18 protein-coding genes, 1 tRNA gene and 1 rRNA gene are annotated in these 18,397 nt (G+C 27.2%); 6 read left to right on the plus strand and 14 right to left on the minus strand.

Annotated elements, in window-relative coordinates:
- Nucleotides 1-119 precede the first annotated feature (119 nt).
- On the plus strand, nt 120-1,253 hold the full coding sequence (locus AC4FRL_RS07060) for a glycosyltransferase family 4 protein (protein WP_491139490.1): 1,134 nt from the start codon (nt 120-122) through the stop codon (nt 1,251-1,253).
- 66 nt (nt 1,254-1,319) lie between these two features.
- Here the strand turns inward: AC4FRL_RS07060 and AC4FRL_RS07065 are convergent, their stop codons facing one another.
- Complete coding sequence (locus tag AC4FRL_RS07065; RefSeq protein ID WP_491139491.1) at nt 1,320-1,850, minus strand: Gx transporter family protein; 531 nt, start codon at nt 1,848-1,850, stop codon at nt 1,320-1,322.
- 25 nt (nt 1,851-1,875) lie between these two features.
- On the minus strand, nt 1,876-2,247 hold the full coding sequence (locus AC4FRL_RS07070) for a NusG domain II-containing protein (protein WP_491139492.1): 372 nt from the start codon (nt 2,245-2,247) through the stop codon (nt 1,876-1,878).
- Between the two features lie 139 nt (nt 2,248-2,386).
- On the opposite strand from AC4FRL_RS07070, the gene AC4FRL_RS07075 reads away from it, so the two are divergent.
- Nucleotides 2,387-2,830 (plus strand): FMN-binding protein, encoded by a 444-nt coding sequence (locus AC4FRL_RS07075; RefSeq protein ID WP_491139493.1) that lies wholly within the window; start codon nt 2,387-2,389, stop codon nt 2,828-2,830.
- Between the two features lie 34 nt (nt 2,831-2,864).
- Nucleotides 2,865-3,893: an FAD:protein FMN transferase gene (locus AC4FRL_RS07080; RefSeq protein WP_491139494.1), complete on the plus strand. Its 1,029-nt coding sequence runs from the start codon at nt 2,865-2,867 to the stop codon at nt 3,891-3,893.
- A 37-nt stretch (nt 3,894-3,930) separates the two neighbouring features.
- Here AC4FRL_RS07080 and eutH read toward each other — a convergent pair whose 3' ends face one another.
- The 5 genes from eutH to tsaD all read right to left on the minus strand — a co-directional run bounded on the left by eutH (nt 3,931) and on the right by tsaD (nt 9,189).
- Entirely contained in the window at nt 3,931-5,037 is a 1,107-nt protein-coding gene (gene eutH, locus AC4FRL_RS07085) for an ethanolamine utilization protein EutH (RefSeq protein WP_491139495.1), read from the minus strand.
- 147 nt (nt 5,038-5,184) lie between these two features.
- Nucleotides 5,185-5,508 (minus strand): PTS sugar transporter subunit IIB, encoded by a 324-nt coding sequence (locus AC4FRL_RS07090; protein WP_491139496.1) that lies wholly within the window; start codon nt 5,506-5,508, stop codon nt 5,185-5,187.
- A gap of 190 nt (nt 5,509-5,698) precedes the next feature.
- Nucleotides 5,699-7,018 (minus strand): S1C family serine protease, encoded by a 1,320-nt coding sequence (locus AC4FRL_RS07095; protein ID WP_491139497.1) that lies wholly within the window; start codon nt 7,016-7,018, stop codon nt 5,699-5,701.
- Nucleotides 7,019-7,132: 114 nt separating this feature from the next.
- Nucleotides 7,133-8,155: an alpha/beta fold hydrolase gene (locus AC4FRL_RS07100; RefSeq protein WP_491139498.1), complete on the minus strand. Its 1,023-nt coding sequence runs from the start codon at nt 8,153-8,155 to the stop codon at nt 7,133-7,135.
- A 14-nt stretch (nt 8,156-8,169) separates the two neighbouring features.
- Nucleotides 8,170-9,189 carry a tRNA (adenosine(37)-N6)-threonylcarbamoyltransferase complex transferase subunit TsaD gene (gene tsaD / locus AC4FRL_RS07105; RefSeq protein WP_491139499.1) on the minus strand — a complete coding sequence of 340 codons (1,020 nt, stop codon included), beginning with the start codon at nt 9,187-9,189 and terminating at the stop codon, nt 8,170-8,172.
- Between the two features lie 141 nt (nt 9,190-9,330).
- On the opposite strand from tsaD, the gene AC4FRL_RS07110 reads away from it, so the two are divergent.
- Nucleotides 9,331-9,954 carry a RusA family crossover junction endodeoxyribonuclease gene (locus AC4FRL_RS07110; protein WP_491139500.1) on the plus strand — a complete coding sequence of 208 codons (624 nt, stop codon included), beginning with the start codon at nt 9,331-9,333 and terminating at the stop codon, nt 9,952-9,954.
- 8 nt (nt 9,955-9,962) lie between these two features.
- Nucleotides 9,963-10,529 (plus strand): GDSL-type esterase/lipase family protein, encoded by a 567-nt coding sequence (locus tag AC4FRL_RS07115; RefSeq protein ID WP_491139501.1) that lies wholly within the window; start codon nt 9,963-9,965, stop codon nt 10,527-10,529.
- Nucleotides 10,530-10,594: 65 nt separating this feature from the next.
- Here the strand turns inward: AC4FRL_RS07115 and AC4FRL_RS07120 are convergent, their stop codons facing one another.
- On the minus strand, nt 10,595-11,557 hold the full coding sequence (locus AC4FRL_RS07120) for an NAD(P)/FAD-dependent oxidoreductase (RefSeq protein WP_491139502.1): 963 nt from the start codon (nt 11,555-11,557) through the stop codon (nt 10,595-10,597).
- Between the two features lie 31 nt (nt 11,558-11,588).
- Nucleotides 11,589-12,161 carry a sulfurtransferase-like selenium metabolism protein YedF gene (gene yedF, locus AC4FRL_RS07125; RefSeq protein ID WP_491139503.1) on the minus strand — a complete coding sequence of 191 codons (573 nt, stop codon included), beginning with the start codon at nt 12,159-12,161 and terminating at the stop codon, nt 11,589-11,591.
- 181 nt (nt 12,162-12,342) lie between these two features.
- On the opposite strand from yedF, the gene AC4FRL_RS07130 reads away from it, so the two are divergent.
- Complete coding sequence (locus AC4FRL_RS07130) at nt 12,343-14,214, plus strand: LTA synthase family protein (RefSeq protein ID WP_491139504.1); 1,872 nt, start codon at nt 12,343-12,345, stop codon at nt 14,212-14,214.
- Between the two features lie 48 nt (nt 14,215-14,262).
- Here the strand turns inward: AC4FRL_RS07130 and AC4FRL_RS07135 are convergent, their stop codons facing one another.
- The 5 genes from AC4FRL_RS07135 to AC4FRL_RS07155 all read right to left on the minus strand — a co-directional run.
- Nucleotides 14,263-15,777, minus strand: a complete 1,515-nt coding sequence (locus AC4FRL_RS07135) for a hypothetical protein (protein ID WP_491139505.1) — start codon at nt 15,775-15,777, stop codon at nt 14,263-14,265.
- A gap of 16 nt (nt 15,778-15,793) precedes the next feature.
- Nucleotides 15,794-17,209 carry a sensor histidine kinase gene (locus AC4FRL_RS07140; protein ID WP_491139506.1) on the minus strand — a complete coding sequence of 472 codons (1,416 nt, stop codon included), beginning with the start codon at nt 17,207-17,209 and terminating at the stop codon, nt 15,794-15,796.
- Between the two features lie 13 nt (nt 17,210-17,222).
- Nucleotides 17,223-17,906: a response regulator transcription factor gene (locus AC4FRL_RS07145; protein ID WP_491139507.1), complete on the minus strand. Its 684-nt coding sequence runs from the start codon at nt 17,904-17,906 to the stop codon at nt 17,223-17,225.
- 246 nt (nt 17,907-18,152) lie between these two features.
- A tRNA-Asn gene (locus AC4FRL_RS07150) sits at nt 18,153-18,227 on the minus strand.
- Nucleotides 18,228-18,281: 54 nt separating this feature from the next.
- Nucleotides 18,282-18,397 (minus strand): 23S ribosomal RNA (locus tag AC4FRL_RS07155); the annotation flags it as partial.

The following is an 18,397-nucleotide window of genomic DNA, read 5'->3' on the forward strand; positions in this document are numbered from 1 at the left end:
AATCTCACTTTTTAAATTATTATATGTTTTTCAAATTCCTCTTGTTACAATGCACCTTTTATAATATTTATTAATATTATTTAATTATAAACATTTATTTTCTAAGGAGTGGAAATATATTGAATTATTTAATAGATGCAAGGGGAGCAACTTGGTATAGTGGAACAGGAATAGGAACATATACATTAAATCTTTTAAAAAACATTTTAAATTTAGATAAAGAAAATTATTATAACCTTCTTTGTTCTGGAGAAAAAATATCAGAATTTGAAAAAGAAAACAGTAAAATAGTAATGTCCTCAAAAAAACATCAAAGCTTTTTTGAAGACCATTATATACCTTACTATTGTAAAACTGAAAAAATAGATTTGATTCATTTGCCTCAAAACGGAATAGGACTAAATTCTGAAGGAAACTTAGCTAAAATTGTTACTATACATGATTTAATTCCTTATGTTTTACCTGAAACAGTTGGAAAAGGCTACTTAAAAAAATTTCTTAAGTCAATGCCTGATATAATAGATAATTCAACAGGAATAATTACAGTATCGGAATATTCTAAAAAAGATATTTTAAAGTTTTTCCCCCATTTTCCTTCTGAAAATATTTTTGTAACACCTTTAGCAGCAAATGAAAATTTTAAACCCTTAGATAAAGAAAAATGCTTATTTAGTGTAAATAAAAGATTTTCCTTTAAAGGACCTTTTATTCTTTATATAGGTGGTTTTAGCTTAAGAAAAAATGTAAAAGCTTTAGTGGATTCCTTTTTAAAAATACAAAAAAATATTCCTAAAGAATATAAGCTATTAATTGTAGGTAGTTTAAGAGATGAAGGATTAAAATTAAAATCTTATGTTGAAAGTTTACCTATAAAAGATAAGGTTATATTTACAGGTTTTATAGAAGATGATTACTTACCAATTTTATATAATGCTACTAAGCTATTTGTATATCCATCTCTTTATGAAGGTTTTGGCTTACCACCTTTAGAAGCTATGAGCTGTAAAACTGCTGTGCTAACTTCTAATAAAACTTCTATACCTGAGGTTGTTCCTTTTAAAGAAAGTTTAATAAATTTAAATGATGAAAATGACCTTTCAATAAAACTTGAAAGACTTTTAACTGATAATAAACTTAGAGAAAACTTAGAAAAGTTATCCTTTGAAAAAAGCAAAGAATTTTCTTGGGAAAAAACAGCTAAAAAAACTATTAACGCTTATTTTGAAACCTTAAATAAATATAATAAAATCTAATTACAAAATAAAACTTATAAATATATTAAATTTAATTAATTTAATCATATTTATAAGTTTTTTTATTTATATATTCATATTTTCCTTGTAATTTAAAATACTTATATTCTTCATATGCTTTAATAAATAATTTGCTGTTATTCCAATAAAAATCCCAGTTCCTATACCTGCTATAGATAAAATAGGAAGATAAGTTAATATACTTATATTTTTAATTATAATAGCAGTAACAAAAAGCTGACCTAAATTATGAAATACACCTCCTATAGTACTAACTCCAATAGCAGACACCTTTTCTTTTAACAAATCTTTTATAAAAATCATTCCTAAAAAACTTAAAATAGAACCACCTAAAGAAAAAATAAATGTAGATACTGAACCCATAAGAAGAGTTGATAAAATAAGCTTTAAAAATATTAACCAAATACACTCTTTATATGAATCTAAAGTATATAGTGATATTACAACTATTAAATTAGCTAGTCCAAGTTTCGCACCTGGTGTAATAAAAGGCATAGGTATCATACTTTCAAAAATATATAAAACCAAGGCTTGAGCAACTAAAACCCCTAAATATACCATCTTTTTACTTTTCATAAAAATCTAAGTCCCCTTTATTATTTTAATATGATAAGATACACTCCTCATCCTTATTACCCTTTATTTCTACAAAAACTCTATTTGGCAAACAAACAACACTTTGACCAAGTCTATCTATTTTCCCTTGCCTAATACATACCTTGTCTGCACAATTTGAGTTTTTCATATATACTTTTCCCTCTTCCACATAAACTTCATTTTCTCCTATTCCCTTTTCAATTTTTATAACTTTTTTTATATCTTTCTCTAAATTAAAATTTTCATATTCCTCTCCATTAACACTTATAAAAACTCTTTTAAACTCCACTCTATTATTTCCAGATATAAGAATTCTAATAGGCATAATAGATAAAATTATTGAAAATACAATTATAATTAAATCCCACTTTTTCATAAAATCTCTCCTAATTAACAATCACTTATTATGTATATATGTACGTTAAGTTAAAATTATTTGTTTTATTTAACTTTAAGGAATTTTTTTAATATTAAAAAGTATATTTATAGTAATTAAATTTATTTAGGAGGATTTTATGAAAAAGAAATTATTAGCAATTGTTTTATCTACTATAGTAGCTTCTAGCTTTATTGGATGTGGGGCATCAAACAGTTCAAAATTAAAGGATGGTAATTATACTGTTGAAACAGCTAATGCTGACGACCATGGGTATAAAGCAAAACTTAGTATAACTGTATCAGAAGGAAAGATAACAGAAGCTAAATATAATGAGTTTAATGCTGAAACTAATGTTATGAAGAGAGATGATAAAGATTACAATGAAAAAATGAAAGGTGTTTCTGGCGTTGGCCCTTCAGAATATGAACCTCAACTTGAAAAATCTTTAATAGACAAACAATCTGCAGAAATAGATGTTGTTACAGGTGCTACTAACTCATCTGAACAATTTAAAAAATTAGCTGCTGAGGCATTAAAAAATGCTGAGGAAGGAAAAACTGAAGAAACATTAGTAGAATAAGTTAAAAATATTATTTTATTTCTAGGAGGGTAAAATGGGGAACTTAAGACATATTTGTATTTTTCTATCATTGTTTTTAGCTTTCACTTTAGGTGGATGTTCTATAAAAAAAGAGCCTATAAGCAAATCTAATTTTTTTATGGGAACTATAGTAAACATTACACTTTATGATAAATTTAATGAAAACATTTTAAATAAAGCCTTTGATAAAATAAGTGAAATAGAATCTATGCTTAGTCTAAACATAGATAGCTCTGAAATAAATAAAATAAATGAAAAGGCAGGTATAGAAGCTGTAAAGCTAAGCGACCATACATTTAACTTAATAGAGAGTTCTTTAGAATATTCAAAATCCTCTAATGGAAATTTTGATATAAGCATAGGTCCCTTAGTTAAGTTATGGGGTATAGGTAGTGAAAATGCAAAAGTTCCTAAAGAAGATGAAATATTAAATACCCTAGACCTTGTAAACTATGAAAATATAGTTTTAAATAAAAAAGATAAATCTGTATTTCTAAAAGAAAAAGGAATGATTTTAGATTTAGGAGGTATAGCAAAAGGATATATAGCAGACATAATTTCTGAATTTTTAATTTCTGAGGGAGTTACTAAAGCTATAATTGATTTAGGCGGTAATATTTATGCCCTTGGTGAAAAAGATAAAGGAGAAAAATGGACAATAGGCATACAAAATCCTTTTGAAAATAGAGGCTCTCCTCTTGGAACCTTAAAGGTATTTAACGAATCTGTAGTTACTTCTGGAATTTATGAAAGATATATAGAATTTGATGGAAAAAAATATCATCATATCTTAGATCCTAAAAAAGGATATCCCTATGATAATAATTTAGCCTCAGTAACTATAGTTTCTTCTAAATCTATAGATGGAGATGCTCTTTCAACCTCAACCTTTGGAATGGGTCTTATAGATGGGTTAAATTTAATAGAATCCCTTCCTAGTATAGAAGCTATTTTTGTAACTAAAGATAAGGAAATTTATTTATCAGAAGGTTTAAAAAATAATTTTCAACTACTTGATAAAACTTTCAAAATAAAAAATTAAATTAACATAAAAGAGAGTATTTCTACTCTCTTTTTTACTATTTCAAAACTTGCTCTTTTAATTTTTTATGGGAATTACTTTCCTTTTTCCATAGAATTAATGCTAAAATCATAGCAACTATTCCAGCTCCTAACTTTGATAATATATATATATTTATAACCTCTGGAGTTTTTAAAGAAACAAAGCCTAATTGACCTCCAATTACAAAGGCACCACTTACACTAAAAGCAGTTAAAGCTATTCTTCCCTTAGAACTCATTTTACTAAAACTCTTAAATAATATTATGTTTGAAGCTAAAGTTCCTAAAAAAGCAGCTATAGAAAATTCATCTATATCTAATTTTTTTCCTATCTTATTTAATGATTTTGAAAATTTTTCAGTTATGAAATTTATTAAAGGATAGGCACCTCCTAAAAATATGGCAATTTTTCCTACAACACTTATAGCTTCCTCAATAGGTAATACATATCCTAAAGGTTCTAATCCAACAATTGATAAAAACCCTAAAATTAAAAGCCCTACTATACTAACTATCTGAATTAATTTTCCTAGCTTAATAAATAGACTTATAGTTTTATCTTTAAATTTTTTCATACAAAATGCTAAAATTATAGCAAAAAGTATTAATGGTAACATATTAAATAGTAAAAATTTAATATCTACCCCTAAAAATATCCCTGCAATAATAGGTGCTACAGGTAGTGTAATTATTCCATATAACAAGCCTTTTGTAAAATCTTCTAAATATTTATTTTCGATTATTCCTAAAGCTAATGGAATTGAAAAACTTATAGTTGCTCCTAGAGTAGAGGCTATTATTACACCTGATATCCAATACATTTCTATATTTGAAGATAAACCTTCTGCTATACCTAATCCTCCCATGTCAACGGCTAAGAACATTGAAGGAAATATTGATGGGTCTATACCTATAAAATTGCTTAAAGGCGTTAATAAAAACCCTACAATTTTTCCTATTAACGGAGAGAAAGAATATATACCTATCATTGATATAGCTATAGGCCCCATAGATAACATTCCTTCTTTAAATTTTTCTCCTAGTCCTAATTTATTTTTATTTATGTAATCTAAACCACTAATTACAAAGGAAATTCCAATTACCAAAAGAACTACTTTTTCCAAAAACTCTCCCCCTTAAAACTTGATATTTCTTAGTATATGGTAGTAATTTACACAATTCAACATTATATTTTTAAATTTTCAATTTATTAAATATAAATAAAGACCATAAAAATCCTCTTAGATTTTATATGATCTTTATTTTTATAATTATTTTTTACATAAGTCCTTTTTTTCTATTAGTCCTAAAGCTTGTGTCAAAATTCGCTTTCCATTCATAGTGCTATAATCAGCTTCATTTATAAAGCTTATCTCTACCTCTTCATTTATTTTTTTCCTCAAACTATTATATAGGTATTTTACTTGAGGGCCTAACATTATTATATCTGCTTCTTTTTCAAATTTTTTAAGTTCATATTCTCCAACTGCTATTATAGAACAATCAATATTTAACTCCCTTGAAGCCTTTCTCATTTTTGAAACTAACAAGGATGTCGACATACCTAATGTGCATAATAATACTATTTTCTTCATATAATCCTCCTATATTTCTTTTAGTTACCCATTTAAAGTAAAATGATACATTAAATATTTAATACTTATTCTCTTTTATTATTCTTAATTTAATAAAAAATTCCTTTAAAAATTTTTTTATTTTATTGAAATAAAAAAAGATGTATATCAAAAGCATAATTTATCTTTTGATATACATCTATTAATCTAATTAGTTAGCAACTAAAGTTAAATTTAAGTTTATCTTCTTACCATCTCTAATTACTTCAACTGGTACTGTATCGCCATCATTATATTGACTCTTAACTTGATTTAAATCTTCTAGAGTTTTTACTCTCTTTCCACCAAACTCAACTATTAAATCTCCAATTTTTAATCCTGCTCTTTCTGCTGGACTAAATTCTTGAACTCCTACAACATAAACTCCTTCTTCAAGTTTATTTTCCTTTGCTAATTCAGGAGTTACTGTTCTTGCAGTAATACCAAGTTTTAAAATTGGCTTTGATAATGAATCTAATCTAGTTTTAACTTCATTTATAGGAATTGCAAATCCTATTCCCTCAATATCTTCTCCAACTTTCTTTGCAGTATTTATTCCAATAACTTCACCCTTTGCATTTATTAATGGACCACCACTATTACCTGGGTTTATAGCTGCATCTGTTTGTATATAGTCTAATACATTTCCATTTTCAGTTTTCATCTTTCTGTTTGGAGAACTTATTATTCCCTTAGTTACTGTTGAACTAAATTCTTTACCTAAAGGATTTCCTATAGCAATTACTTCTTCTCCAGCTCTAACAGTTGAAGAATCTCCTAATTGAGCTATTCCTGGCATCTTAACATCATCAGTTATTTTTACTACAGCTATATCTCTTTCAACATCATAGTTTATAACCTTAGCATTTACCTCTTTTTCATCAGAGAATATTACCTTAACCTCTTGAGCTCCATTTATAACATGGTAGTTTGTAACTACATAGCCTTCTTCATTTATTATAAAGCCTGAACCTAAACCTTCTTGTTCTTTAACATTGAAAAATTGGTCTCTTACTAAACTCTTTGTAGAAATACCAACAACTGCTGGAGTAACTTTTTCAACTACTTGAGGAACAGTTAAAGTTCCTTGGTCTGCTTTAAACTCTTGTGTAGCTACTTGATTAGAGGAACCATTACCTTCTAATGCACCTATTGGAATACTATTTTTGAAAGCAAAATATACTCCACTACCACCTATAACACCACCAAGAACAGCTATAACAACAGCTCCTGCAACTAGTGCAAAGCCTCTTTTAAATCCACTTTTTTGCTTCGGCTTTTTAGGTTCTTTATTTTTGCCATCTTCTGAACCTTTTGAACTACTGTCTGCTTCTTTATTTTCTTGTTCCTTTTCAGTATTTATTTTTTGAGTTTCATCTATATTATTTTCTGTGTCTTTATTGCTATTATCGCCTTCTAAGTTTTTATTTTCTTTATCATCAAAACCGAAATATTCGTCTAAGTTTTCATCTTTTTTATTAAAATCACTCATTTATACATACCCTCCTAAACATTCGTTTCCACATGTTTATAATAACCATTTTTTGTGTCATTTGTATGTCATATTTATGTCATTTTTGTGGCATGCAAATTATATTAAAGCTACTTAATTGCCCTCATATTCTAAGCTATTGTCTTGTATAAATCTTATACTATCTAAAAATATCTCAGGCTTTTCTAAAGGTATAACATTCGTTTTATTTTTAGCATTTATTATTTGAACTCTATTTTCTAAAGTTAAATTTTTAAGTGCTTCTTGTTCCCTAACAAACTCTTTATCATTAACTATTATACTTAACGGTTTTCCCTGTAATAAATCCTTTGTTTGAGAATCATTATTTAAATCTAAAATATTTGTAAGCTCACTATAATAACCACTATTATAATCACTTTTAGTTCTTAAAGTATTATAGACTTTTAAGTTTTCTTCACTTAAATTTTCATCTAAACCTTCTGGATTTTTTAACATTCCAAACTTACCCATAATGCTTGTTAAACCAAAGTAAGAACCATATTTTTGTATTAACCTACTAAATTTTTGTTTAGAAAATTGCTTTAAATATGTTTTATCATTTTTTAAAGCTTCTTCATTTATTGGGTCTACAAGAATAACTCCTTGAACTAAATCTGGATAAAGTTTTGCAAAATTACACATAACTAAAGCGCCATAACCAGAGCCAACTAAAATGTATGGCCCTCCAATCCCAGCTTTCTTTAAAATCATTCTAAGATGTTGTGCTTGGTCTTTTATTCCATCATCTTTTACAGATTCAGAAAAACCATATCCAGGTCTGTCATATGAGAAAGTTCTATAGCCATATTCTTTTTCTATAAGGTCTTGTACTTTACTCCACTCACTTAATCCTAAACCTATATCAGAATTCATAACTATAGTTGGCTTACTCTCCCCTTCAAAATCATAATAATTCTTTTTACTATCTATTCTTACGTATTTATTACTTGGCTCTATTTTTTTACTATCTATTTTATTTACTATAAATTGATATGCAAAACCTATAAATACTAAAGCTAATATAAATATAAAAATATTTCTTATTATTGTCATAGGCTTTACTTGCACATTCTTATTCATCTTATGAAATCCATTGGAGTATGGAATAAACTTCATTATTAATTCAGCCCCTATCTTTCTCCTAATCTTAAGTTAGGTTTTGCATTAAGACTCATTTCAGATGTATTTCCTTTTAAAAGTTCAAAATATGCAGCACTTCCTATCATAGCTGCATTGTCTGTGCAAAGTATTGGAGATGGGAATAAAACTTCAATTCCTCTCTTTTTTCCTTCTTTAAGAAGATTTTCTCTTAAAGCACTATTTGATGCAACTCCTCCTGCAATGGCTATTTTATTTACTTTTCTTCTTTTGCAAGTTTTTATTACATTATCAGTTAAAACTTCAACTACAGCTTTTTGAAAACTTGCAACCACATCTGCCTTATTGATTTCTTCATTTTTCATTTCCATTTTATTTAGATAATTTAAAACCGCAGATTTAACACCACTAAAGGAAAAATCTAAGGTATCATCATGAAAATTAGCTTTTGGAAATTTTATTGAATCTGCCATTCCTTCTTTAGCTAATTTATCTATTTTAGGTCCCCCAGGATATCCTAAACCAACAGCTCTTGCAACCTTATCAAAGGCTTCACCAGCTGCATCATCTCTTGTTTCTCCTATTATTTCAAACTCGCCATAGTCTTTTACATAAACTATAAAGGTATGCCCTCCTGATACAACTAAACAAACAAAAGGTGGTTCTAAATCTTTATGGTCTATAAAATTAGCACTTATATGTCCTTCTATATGATTAACTCCTATTAAAGGTTTATCTAAAGAATAAGCTAATCCTTTAGCATACTGAAGTCCAACTAACAGAGCACCAACTAATCCTGGTCCATATGTAACTGCTATAGCATCTATATCAGAAAAAGTTACTCCTGCAACCTCTAAAGCTTCTTCTACAACTGCATTTATAGCTTCTATGTGCTTTCTTGAAGCAACCTCTGGAACTACTCCTCCAAATTTGGTATGTGTATCTATTTGTGAAGATATTATGTTTGATAAAACTTCTCTACCATTTACTACTACAGCAGCTGCTGTTTCATCACAACTACTTTCTATTGCTAATATAACTTTTCTATCCATTTTTATCCCTCTTATTTTTAATTTTTCCTGTAAACATAAAGTATTATACTTTATATGTTAAATACTTTCAAGAAATGTAAAAACATAATGTTACATTATGATATAATCTATATTATTATATCATATGATTGGAGGTTTATTATGAATTCCTATGCAAAAGTTATAGTAAAAGGCTCTCCTATTACTAAGTCAAACTTTAAACTATCAAATTCACAGGGAAGAGCAATTTTACCCTCTAATTCTGGTAAATATCATGATAGATATGCCTTATATGAAGAAGAAATTGCTTATAAAGCAAGAATTCAAAATCCAAATATCGTTTTAGAAGAATCCTTAATAGCTTTATTAAAAGTATATTATAAAAGCTCTAAAAGACATCCTGATACAGGTAATATAACAAAGAGTATTTTTGATGGAATTGAAAAGAGTGGATTAATAATAAATGATATGCAAATAAGAAAAATTATAACTGAGGAGTTTTATGATAAAGAAAACCCTAGATTTGAACTAGAGCTTTTTGCTGAAAGCTCCTATGATTTAAATTATGAAATAGTAAAAAAAGATAAGGAAGTAGAAAAAATTCTTTATTCTCCACCGCCTAATAAAAAAAGAAAATCTGTTAAAGAAAAAAAAGAACCTTCTTTAAAAAAAGGAGAAAATAAAAAGGTCTGTGATATTTGTAAAAAAAGCATTATTGGAAATGATTTTATAACTGCAAACAAAGGGACAACCATTGTTTGCAAAAAATGTTTACTAAGAATGTAGGTGATTATATGAATATACTTTGTATAGGAGATTCCCTTACCTTTGGATATGGAGTTACAAAGGAAAATTCTTGGGTATCTCTTTTAAATTCTAATAAAAATTCCTTTATAAATAAAGGTATAAATGGTGATACTTCAACTGGAATATTATCTAGAATATATGAAGTCTTAAAAAGAAGTGATTGCGAAATTTGTTTGATTATGTGTGGCTCTAATGACATTCTAATGAATAAATCTCTTTCTTCAATTATTGACAATGTAAAATTAATGATAGATGATTGTAATTTACTTAATATAAAACCAGTAATCTTATCGCCACCTAAAATATATTCTTCCCTAGCTACTGAAAAATGGGATTCATCTATTGATTACAATAAATGCAATCTTAAGCTAAAAGAATATTCTAATAAATTAAATTTATTATGCAAAGAAAATAATACAATATTTATAGATATAAATTCTATTTTTCCTTTAAATAAAGCAAACTATACAGATGGACTGCATCTTAGTATTGATGGAAATTTATTAGTTGCAAGTATAATAAAAGAAAGCATAGATAATTTATTAAATTCTTAAACTATAAATTTTAAAAGAAATAAGACTAAAATTCAAATCATAATGAATTTTAGTCTTATTAAAAATTAATTTTTAAGATACTCTTCAATAGCTTCTCCAACTTTAAAACCCTCTTTTGTTGCTACATCAGATAATTCATAAGCATGCAAAACATTTCCGCAAGCAAATATCCCTTCTTCGGAAGTTTCAAAATTTTCATTTACTAAAATAGTTTCACTACTATTAGATATTCTAAGTCCTATTTTTTTACCTAAACCACTTTCAGGTATCCAAGGAACAGATATTAAAAGAGAATCACATTTTATAAAGCATTCATCTTCTCCACCCTTACTTATAATAACTCCTTCTACTCTTTCTGTACCTAAAACTTCATTTACTGTATATCCAAGCTTAACAGGAATATTAAAAGCTTCTATTATATTTTCTATAATATACTGAGAAGAATTTAAATAGTCTTTGCTTTCTATTATAGCCTCAACCTCAGCACCTTCTATTATTAATCTTCTTGCAACTATCATATCGCTATCATGAGAGCCTATTATAACTATCTTTTTACCTGGCAAATATCCATATAAGTTTATAAATCTATGTGCAGTTCCTGAAGTATATATACCTGTAAATTTATTTAAAGGGACACTTACATTTCCTTTAAATTTTTCTCTACTTCCTGTTGCTAAAACTATAGTCTTAGCTTTTATTATCTTCATTCCTTCTTCAGGACTAACATAACTTACTTCTTTATCTTTACTGATTTCTAAAACTGTAGTATTTAATTTAACTTCTATTCCTAAAGCCTTAACTTTTTGAACTAAATATTCTACATACTCACTTCCTGTAACAGCTTCTCCTAGAATTTCTTTTCCAAAACCACAGTGTATGCAATGATTTAATACACCACCTAAAACATCTTCTCTTTCAAGTAATAATATCTTTTCTATTCCTCTTTCTTTTGACCCTATAGCTGCTGCCATACCACTTACGCCTCCACCAACAACTACAACATCATACTCACTAAAAATATTATCCATACTATAAAAATATTTTCTCCTCTCAAAAGAATTATAATTTTATAACTTTACTTGCCTTATTCATTGATTCAACTATAGCATACATATTACTTATTTCACCTATAGCTAATTCTTCCTTTAATCCATAAAAGTCTAAACAAGTTCCACAACTCATTATTTTAACTCCACGCTTTTCTAAAGTCTTTAAAGATTCTAAAACCTCTGAATTTTTAACGGTAAGTTTAACTCCTCCATTTAAAAATATAAGTTCTTTAGGAATTACATCACTTTCAGATAAAGTATATAAATATCCTTTCATAAGTATTTTTCCTAAGTCATCGTTACCTTCTCCTAACTTATCAGTTCCAAGCAAGATTACAAAATCATTTTCCTCTTCTTGTACTTCCTTTTCAAAAGTTTTTTCTATTTTAATTACAAAGTTTCCTTCTTTTTTTGAAGATTCAAAATCATAACCACAACCTTCTGCATATTTACATATATTATTTTTTGCAACTTCATTATCTACTAAAACTTCTGCTATGCCTTTTTCAATAGAATCAAAATATTTTTTTGTAGTTATAACAGGCATAGGACAAGCCATTCCTATACAATTTATTTTTTTCATATCTTCACCTCTTAAAATATTCTATATTATAAAGATATCATATTTTTATAAATTGAGAAAATCAAAGTTATGCTAAAAAAGTGCTTTTTAAACTTTTTTGTAATAATTCCTTCATACTATTAACATATTATTTTATGATATAATATTAACAGCTTTGAATAATAAAAGAAGGGGTGTTTCAATGCAAGAAAAAGTTAAAATAAATGGCGGGCTTGCTAAAATAAAAGAATCACTTAATAAAAATGCTTTAATAAGACTAGGTTTTTATGTTTTTACAATTATAGCCGTAGTTTTAAAGGGAGCACTTTTTTTAGGTTTTTCTTTAAATCAAGATTTATATGTGCTTAATTTTGGTTTAGGGTTTAGACAAGCTTCCTACTTTATTAATTATTACATAGCTTTTGCAGCAATTTTTGTAAGTATCTGCTTACTATTTAAAAATAAGGGTAAATTTTTCTCTTTAATATTTGTGGATTTAGTCTTAACTTTAATTACAGTAATGGATATTTGGTATTTTAGGGGATTCCAAACAGTACCATCAGTAATGCTATTAAAACAAACTGCAAACTTAGATAATCTTGGTGATAGTATTTTCTCAATGGCTAGTCCATATGACTTACTATTCTTTATAGATTTTATTATTTTAATAATAGCTTTTATAATTTTCAGAAAAAGCTTCAAAAATTGTAAATCAAACTGGAAAGGTACTTTAGTTGTTTTAATACTTTCAATTTGTTACATAGGATATGTTCCTTTTAACGTAAATGTATTAAAAAGAGAAAACGTTAAGAACTCATACTTATTTAGTAGTTACGACCCTACTAACACAGTAGAATATTTTTCACCAATTGGATACCACATTTTTGATATATACAATGTTTATAAAAACTCAAAACCTTACAATATGACTGCTGAAGATGAAGAAAAAATAAAAGAATATTATGAATTCAAAAATGAAAATCTTCCTGATAATAATTATAAAGGAATGTTTAAGGGTAAAAATCTTCTAGTAATACAAGTTGAATCTCTTGAAGATTTTGTTATAAATCAAAAAGTAGATGGACAAGAAATAACGCCAAATATAAACAAGTTATTAAATAACTCTATATACTTCCCTAACATTTTTGAACAAGTAAATGAAGGTACAAGCTCTGATTCAGACTTAATGGTAAACACTTCTATGTTACCTTTAAGACAAGGAAGTACTTTCTTTAGAAATCCAGCAACAGATTATAACTCTTTACCTAACATCTTAGAAAAAGATGGTTATAGCACTATTGCTATTCACTCTGATAAAGGTTCTTTCTGGAATTATGCTCAAGGGCTAACTGGAATAGGTTTTGATGAATTTGTAGATTATTATTCTTTTGACCGTGATGAAAATATAGGTCTTGGACTAAGTGATGGAAGTTACTTTAGACAAGTTGAACCTATGATAAAAAAATTAAAACAACCATTTTATGCCTTTACTGTTACTTTAACAAGTCATGGACCTTTTGATTTACCTGGAGAATATCGTAAATTAAAACTAAGCCCTGAACTTGAAGAGAATGTTTTAGGTGGTTACTTCCAAAGTGTTCACTATACTGATGCTCAAATAGGAATGTTTATAGAGTCTTTAAAGAAAGATGGACTTTTAGATAATACAGTTATTGCTATAGAAGGAGACCATGCAGGTCCACATAAATATTATAATAGTAAAATAGAATCTTTATCTAATCCTGAATCTTGGTGGTTAGATAATGGAAACCATACAGTTCCATTTATAATTTACAATCCAAGTATAAAAACTCCTGTTCAAGATGATGTATATGGAGGACAAATAGATATAATGCCAACACTTTTATATTTATTAGGCGTAGATAATAAAACTTATGAAAATACAGCCTTAGGAAGAAATCTATTAAATACAAATAGGTCTTACGCTGTTTTAACTGATAGAGAAGTAAAAGGTGAACTTACAGACAAAGAAAAAGAAATTGTTCAAAACTCTTTAGATTTATCTGATAAGATGATTAGAGCAAATTACTTTAAAGATAAGCTTTCTAATTAATAAAAAGAGCTAAGCTTTTATGCTTAGCTCTTTTTATTTAAATAATTTCTATTCTTCAATATTCTTAGCACCATAAATATCTTCTACAGTTTCATCCCAGTACTTAACATAATCTCCAACAGCCCACTCTGCCATTACAATTTTTTCATCACTACCTATATAAATTTCTCCTAGCTTTTCATCAATTCTTCCATCTATTATCTTATATATGCTTAAGCTATTTTTATTTAAAGTAATAGCTATTTTTCCATTAGGTGCTGTTACTATATCTCTTACATCTCTTCCAAAGGATAAAACCTGACTCCAAGGAACTGATAAAGTATCATAGTTTATTAAAATAGGTACTGGATTTATATTTATATCAAAGGTTTTTGGATAATCCATATAATTTTTTTCATTTAATATTCCTTCTAAATGCCAATTCCCATTTTTTCTTTGAAGAGTTATATTAGAATATTTATTTTTAGAATAATATTTTCTTCCTTCAATATCATATTTTTGTATAGCATTTTTCTCACTCTTATTGTAATTTTCCTCTTGTTCCTTACCAAATAAACTTACTATATCCATACATTTATCAGAATCCATAGTATTTATAGGTATAATGCTATATTCATTAAAAGTACCTTTAAAGTTGTCATCTCCTACATAGGATTCTAAGCCTATATAATCATTGCCAACAAAAGTTATTTCCTCATATCCACCTTCTATATTTTTCTCACCCTTTATTTCTGTCTTATCATTAGGGTCCTTTTTCTTACTTGTAACCTTAAGTTTATTTTCAATTTTTCCATTTTCATAAGTTGAGTTTAAACTTATTTTTGAAAATCCATTTATTCTAGGTAATAAAATAGAATCATCTAAAACTCTTATAGGTTGTAATTTATTATCTATTATAGATATCCATAAAGTTCTATAAGAAGCTTCCTCAAATTCTTCTCCTTCCATATGAGCAGGTTTTTTAAGGCCAAGCAATATTCCTACATCCTTATTATAATACTCTGGACTTACAGTATTTTTACCTTTTAAATTATCTTCGCCTTCTATTTTATTAACCTCCCCCTTAGGAGAAGTATCTGAAACCTTCTTTAATTTTATAAGATTATCAGCTAACAATAAATAAGCTTCGTTATCATTAATTGAAATAATGCTTAAATAAGTTTTATTACTATCATATATAGAATTAACATCTATATATTCATCTTTAATAGACTTTTTTATTTCATCTTTTATCTTTGCATTATCTATTTCTCTAAAGAATATGTCCCTTTCCATTCTTTTTAATTTAAATTTAGGATTTACTATGCTAACTCCATTAGATATAACTTCGTCTTTACTTATTGTTATAATATCATTTTTTTCTAAGTTAAAAGCCCCACCTACACTACTTGAATTTTTTTCATCACTATCATATAACTCACTAACTACTTCCCATTTTCCCAATATTTTTATATTATCTGACTCTGGTGGAGTTATTTTTGATATATCAAAGGATTCTTTTTGAGAACATCCCATCATGAAAAAACTCATAATAGTAAAGAAGATTAAACAAATTCTCTTCATAAAACACCTCTTTTGACTAGTTTAACTCATTCTCAACACTCTTAATTAACTTTTTAGGCAAATATATAACTACTTTAGTTCCCTTACCAAGTTCACTATAAATACTTAAAGTTCCCTCATGTAAAGCTATAATTTCATCACATATAGATAAGCCTATGCCATTTTGCGACTTAGAATTTTTTCCTTTGTAAAATTTTTCTTTTACTCTTGGTAATTCTTCTTTACTTATTCCACATCCAGTGTCAATTATACTTATATATATCCCTTCTTCGGTATATGAGAATTCTATAGTTATTTTTTCATTTTCATTAGTAAATTTAAATGCATTATCTAAGATATTTATAAAAACTTGCTTTAATCTATTCTTATCACCTACAATTATAAAATCTTCTGTAACGCCTTTTAAAATAAGCTCCTTATGCTCTCTTTCTGCTCTTGGATTCATATATAACACTAAATACTCCATAAATTCTTTTAAATTTATTTCTTCGTACTTTAATTTTATTTTTCCACTTACAAACTTTGAAAAATCAAGTAACTCTTCAACCATATTACTTAACCTATCAGACTCTTTTTCAATTATATCAAAACCCATCTTTAAGGTTTCTCTATCTGTAAAATCATTATTTAAAGTTATGGCCCATCCTTTAATAGATGTTAAAGGAGTTCTAAGTTCATGAGAAACTGACGAAATAAATTCATTTTTTAAAATTTCTCTATTTTCAATTTCTTCTGCCATTAAATTTAAGGTTTCTGCTAATTTTTCAATCTCATCATTTGTAACAATTTTATTTCTAACCTTTAAGTTTCCCTTTGCCATCTGTTCAGAAACCTTTATTAATTCTGTTATTGGATTTACAATACTATTCGCTAAAAAATAACTTAAAATTATTCCTATAGCTAAAACTGTAACACCTATAACTAAAAACACTATAAAGAAATTAAGTATAAAATTATCAACATTTCTAAGAGAGCTTATATATCTAATTACGCCTACTATTTCATTAGAAGAATTTCTAAGGGGTGCTGAAATTGCCATTACCTTTCCTGTATAATCAGGTATTGTTCCTACCCACTTTGATGTTTCTCCTTCTAAAGCTCTCTTTACATCTACAGGTGTGTCATATTCTTTAGGCTCTAAGCCTATAGAATCCATAATTAATTGTCCTTTTAAATTATAAATTTGTACCTGTGCATCTGTTTGTTTCCAAAATATATCTACATCTTCATAAACATTTTCTTCTAAGCTAACATTAGATAAATATCTTTTATAAAAATCAACGGATATATTTATCTGACTTAATAGTATTTCTTCTGTATTTTGATAATAATATCTAGAAATAAAAATCAAAAACATGGCCGAAACTATAATAATAGTTGATAATAATAGAACTAAAAAGTTCTTTATTAGCCTAGTTTTTATACTTTTCATAAATTAATTACCCCTATCTTTTCCATCTATAACCAGTTCCCCATACTGTTTCTATATATTTAGGTTTAGATGAATTATCCTCAATTTTTGCTCTAAGTCTTCTTATATTAACATCTACAATTTTTGGATCTCCAAAAAAATCTATTCCCCATACTAAATTTAATAGTTCATCTCTAGTAAAGGCTTTTCCTGGATTTTGCATAAATATTTTCATTAGCAAAAACTCCTTAGGAGTTACATCTATTTCTTCTCCATCTTTATATAAACTTTGAGAGTAAAGGTCTAGCTTAAAATTATCAACTTCTATACAATTTTCATCCTTATCTTCGCTAACTCCCTCTAACCTTCTCATTAAAGCTTTAACTCTTAAAGTTATTTCTAAAGGATTAAAAGGCTTTAATACATAATCATCAGCACCAAACTGAAGACCCATTATCTTATCCATGTCTTCTCCCTTTGCAGTAAGCATAATTATGCCCATTCTAGGGAAATTTTCTCTTAACTTTTGACAAACCTCAAAACCATCTATTCCTGGTAGCATAACATCTAAAATTGCTATGTCTGGTTTTTCTATTAAAGCTTTTCTTATACCTTCTTCTCCATTTTCACACTCTATTACTTGAAAATTCTCTCTTTGGAAATTTATTCTTAAAAATCCTCTTATGCTTTCTTCATCTTCTACTAATAAAATTTTCATATATAAATTCAACTCCTTATGCCAAATAAAAAATATTAATAATTACTTTATTAATTTTATTAGGCTAATATAGAAAATTAATTTTCAATTTATTCTTTTATTAATTATATCCAATAATATAAAAACTTTAATTACAAATAGCTTACACTAAAATTTTATACTTTTAAAATAAATAAAGCTATAAATTAATTTAAAAATTAATTTATAGCTTAACATACAATATTCATAAAATTTTGCAAAAAAAAATGGCTCCTCGGAGAGGACTCGAACCTCCAACCTATCGGTTAACAGCCGAGTGCTCCACCATTGAGCTACCGAGGAACATTTTACTGAAAGATTTTGTTCTTTCAAAATTGCACATAATTAACACTATATTTGGTCAAGCCCTCGATCTATTAGTATCGGTCAGCTGAACATGTTACCATGCTTACACCTCCGACCTATCAACCTTGTGTTCTTCAAGGGATCTTACTAGCTTACGCTATGGGAAA

It is taken from the genome of Clostridium sp. TJA032, from assembly GCF_058310275.1.

Bases quoted from the DNA above. Each gene is read 5' to 3' on its own strand.
- AC4FRL_RS07065 (WP_491139491.1), bottom strand. From the start codon at position 1,850: ATGAAAAGTAAAAAGATGGTATATTTAGGGGTTTTAGTTGCTCAAGCC.
- AC4FRL_RS07070 (WP_491139492.1), bottom strand. From the start codon at position 2,247: ATGAAAAAGTGGGATTTAATTATAATTGTATTTTCAATAATTTTATCT.
- AC4FRL_RS07075 (WP_491139493.1), top strand. From the start codon at position 2,387: ATGAAAAAGAAATTATTAGCAATTGTTTTATCTACTATAGTAGCTTCT.
- AC4FRL_RS07080 (WP_491139494.1), top strand. From the start codon at position 2,865: ATGGGGAACTTAAGACATATTTGTATTTTTCTATCATTGTTTTTAGCT.
- AC4FRL_RS07090 (WP_491139496.1), bottom strand. From the start codon at position 5,508: ATGAAGAAAATAGTATTATTATGCACATTAGGTATGTCGACATCCTTG.
- AC4FRL_RS07095 (WP_491139497.1), bottom strand. From the start codon at position 7,018: ATGAGTGATTTTAATAAAAAAGATGAAAACTTAGACGAATATTTCGGT.
- AC4FRL_RS07100 (WP_491139498.1), bottom strand. From the start codon at position 8,155: ATGAAGTTTATTCCATACTCCAATGGATTTCATAAGATGAATAAGAAT.
- tsaD (WP_491139499.1), bottom strand. From the start codon at position 9,189: ATGGATAGAAAAGTTATATTAGCAATAGAAAGTAGTTGTGATGAAACA.
- AC4FRL_RS07110 (WP_491139500.1), top strand. From the start codon at position 9,331: ATGAATTCCTATGCAAAAGTTATAGTAAAAGGCTCTCCTATTACTAAG.
- AC4FRL_RS07115 (WP_491139501.1), top strand. From the start codon at position 9,963: ATGAATATACTTTGTATAGGAGATTCCCTTACCTTTGGATATGGAGTT.
- AC4FRL_RS07120 (WP_491139502.1), bottom strand. From the start codon at position 11,557: ATGGATAATATTTTTAGTGAGTATGATGTTGTAGTTGTTGGTGGAGGC.
- yedF (WP_491139503.1), bottom strand. From the start codon at position 12,161: ATGAAAAAAATAAATTGTATAGGAATGGCTTGTCCTATGCCTGTTATA.
- AC4FRL_RS07130 (WP_491139504.1), top strand. From the start codon at position 12,343: ATGCAAGAAAAAGTTAAAATAAATGGCGGGCTTGCTAAAATAAAAGAA.
- AC4FRL_RS07135 (WP_491139505.1), bottom strand. From the start codon at position 15,777: ATGAAGAGAATTTGTTTAATCTTCTTTACTATTATGAGTTTTTTCATG.
- AC4FRL_RS07140 (WP_491139506.1), bottom strand. From the start codon at position 17,209: ATGAAAAGTATAAAAACTAGGCTAATAAAGAACTTTTTAGTTCTATTA.
- AC4FRL_RS07145 (WP_491139507.1), bottom strand. From the start codon at position 17,906: ATGAAAATTTTATTAGTAGAAGATGAAGAAAGCATAAGAGGATTTTTA.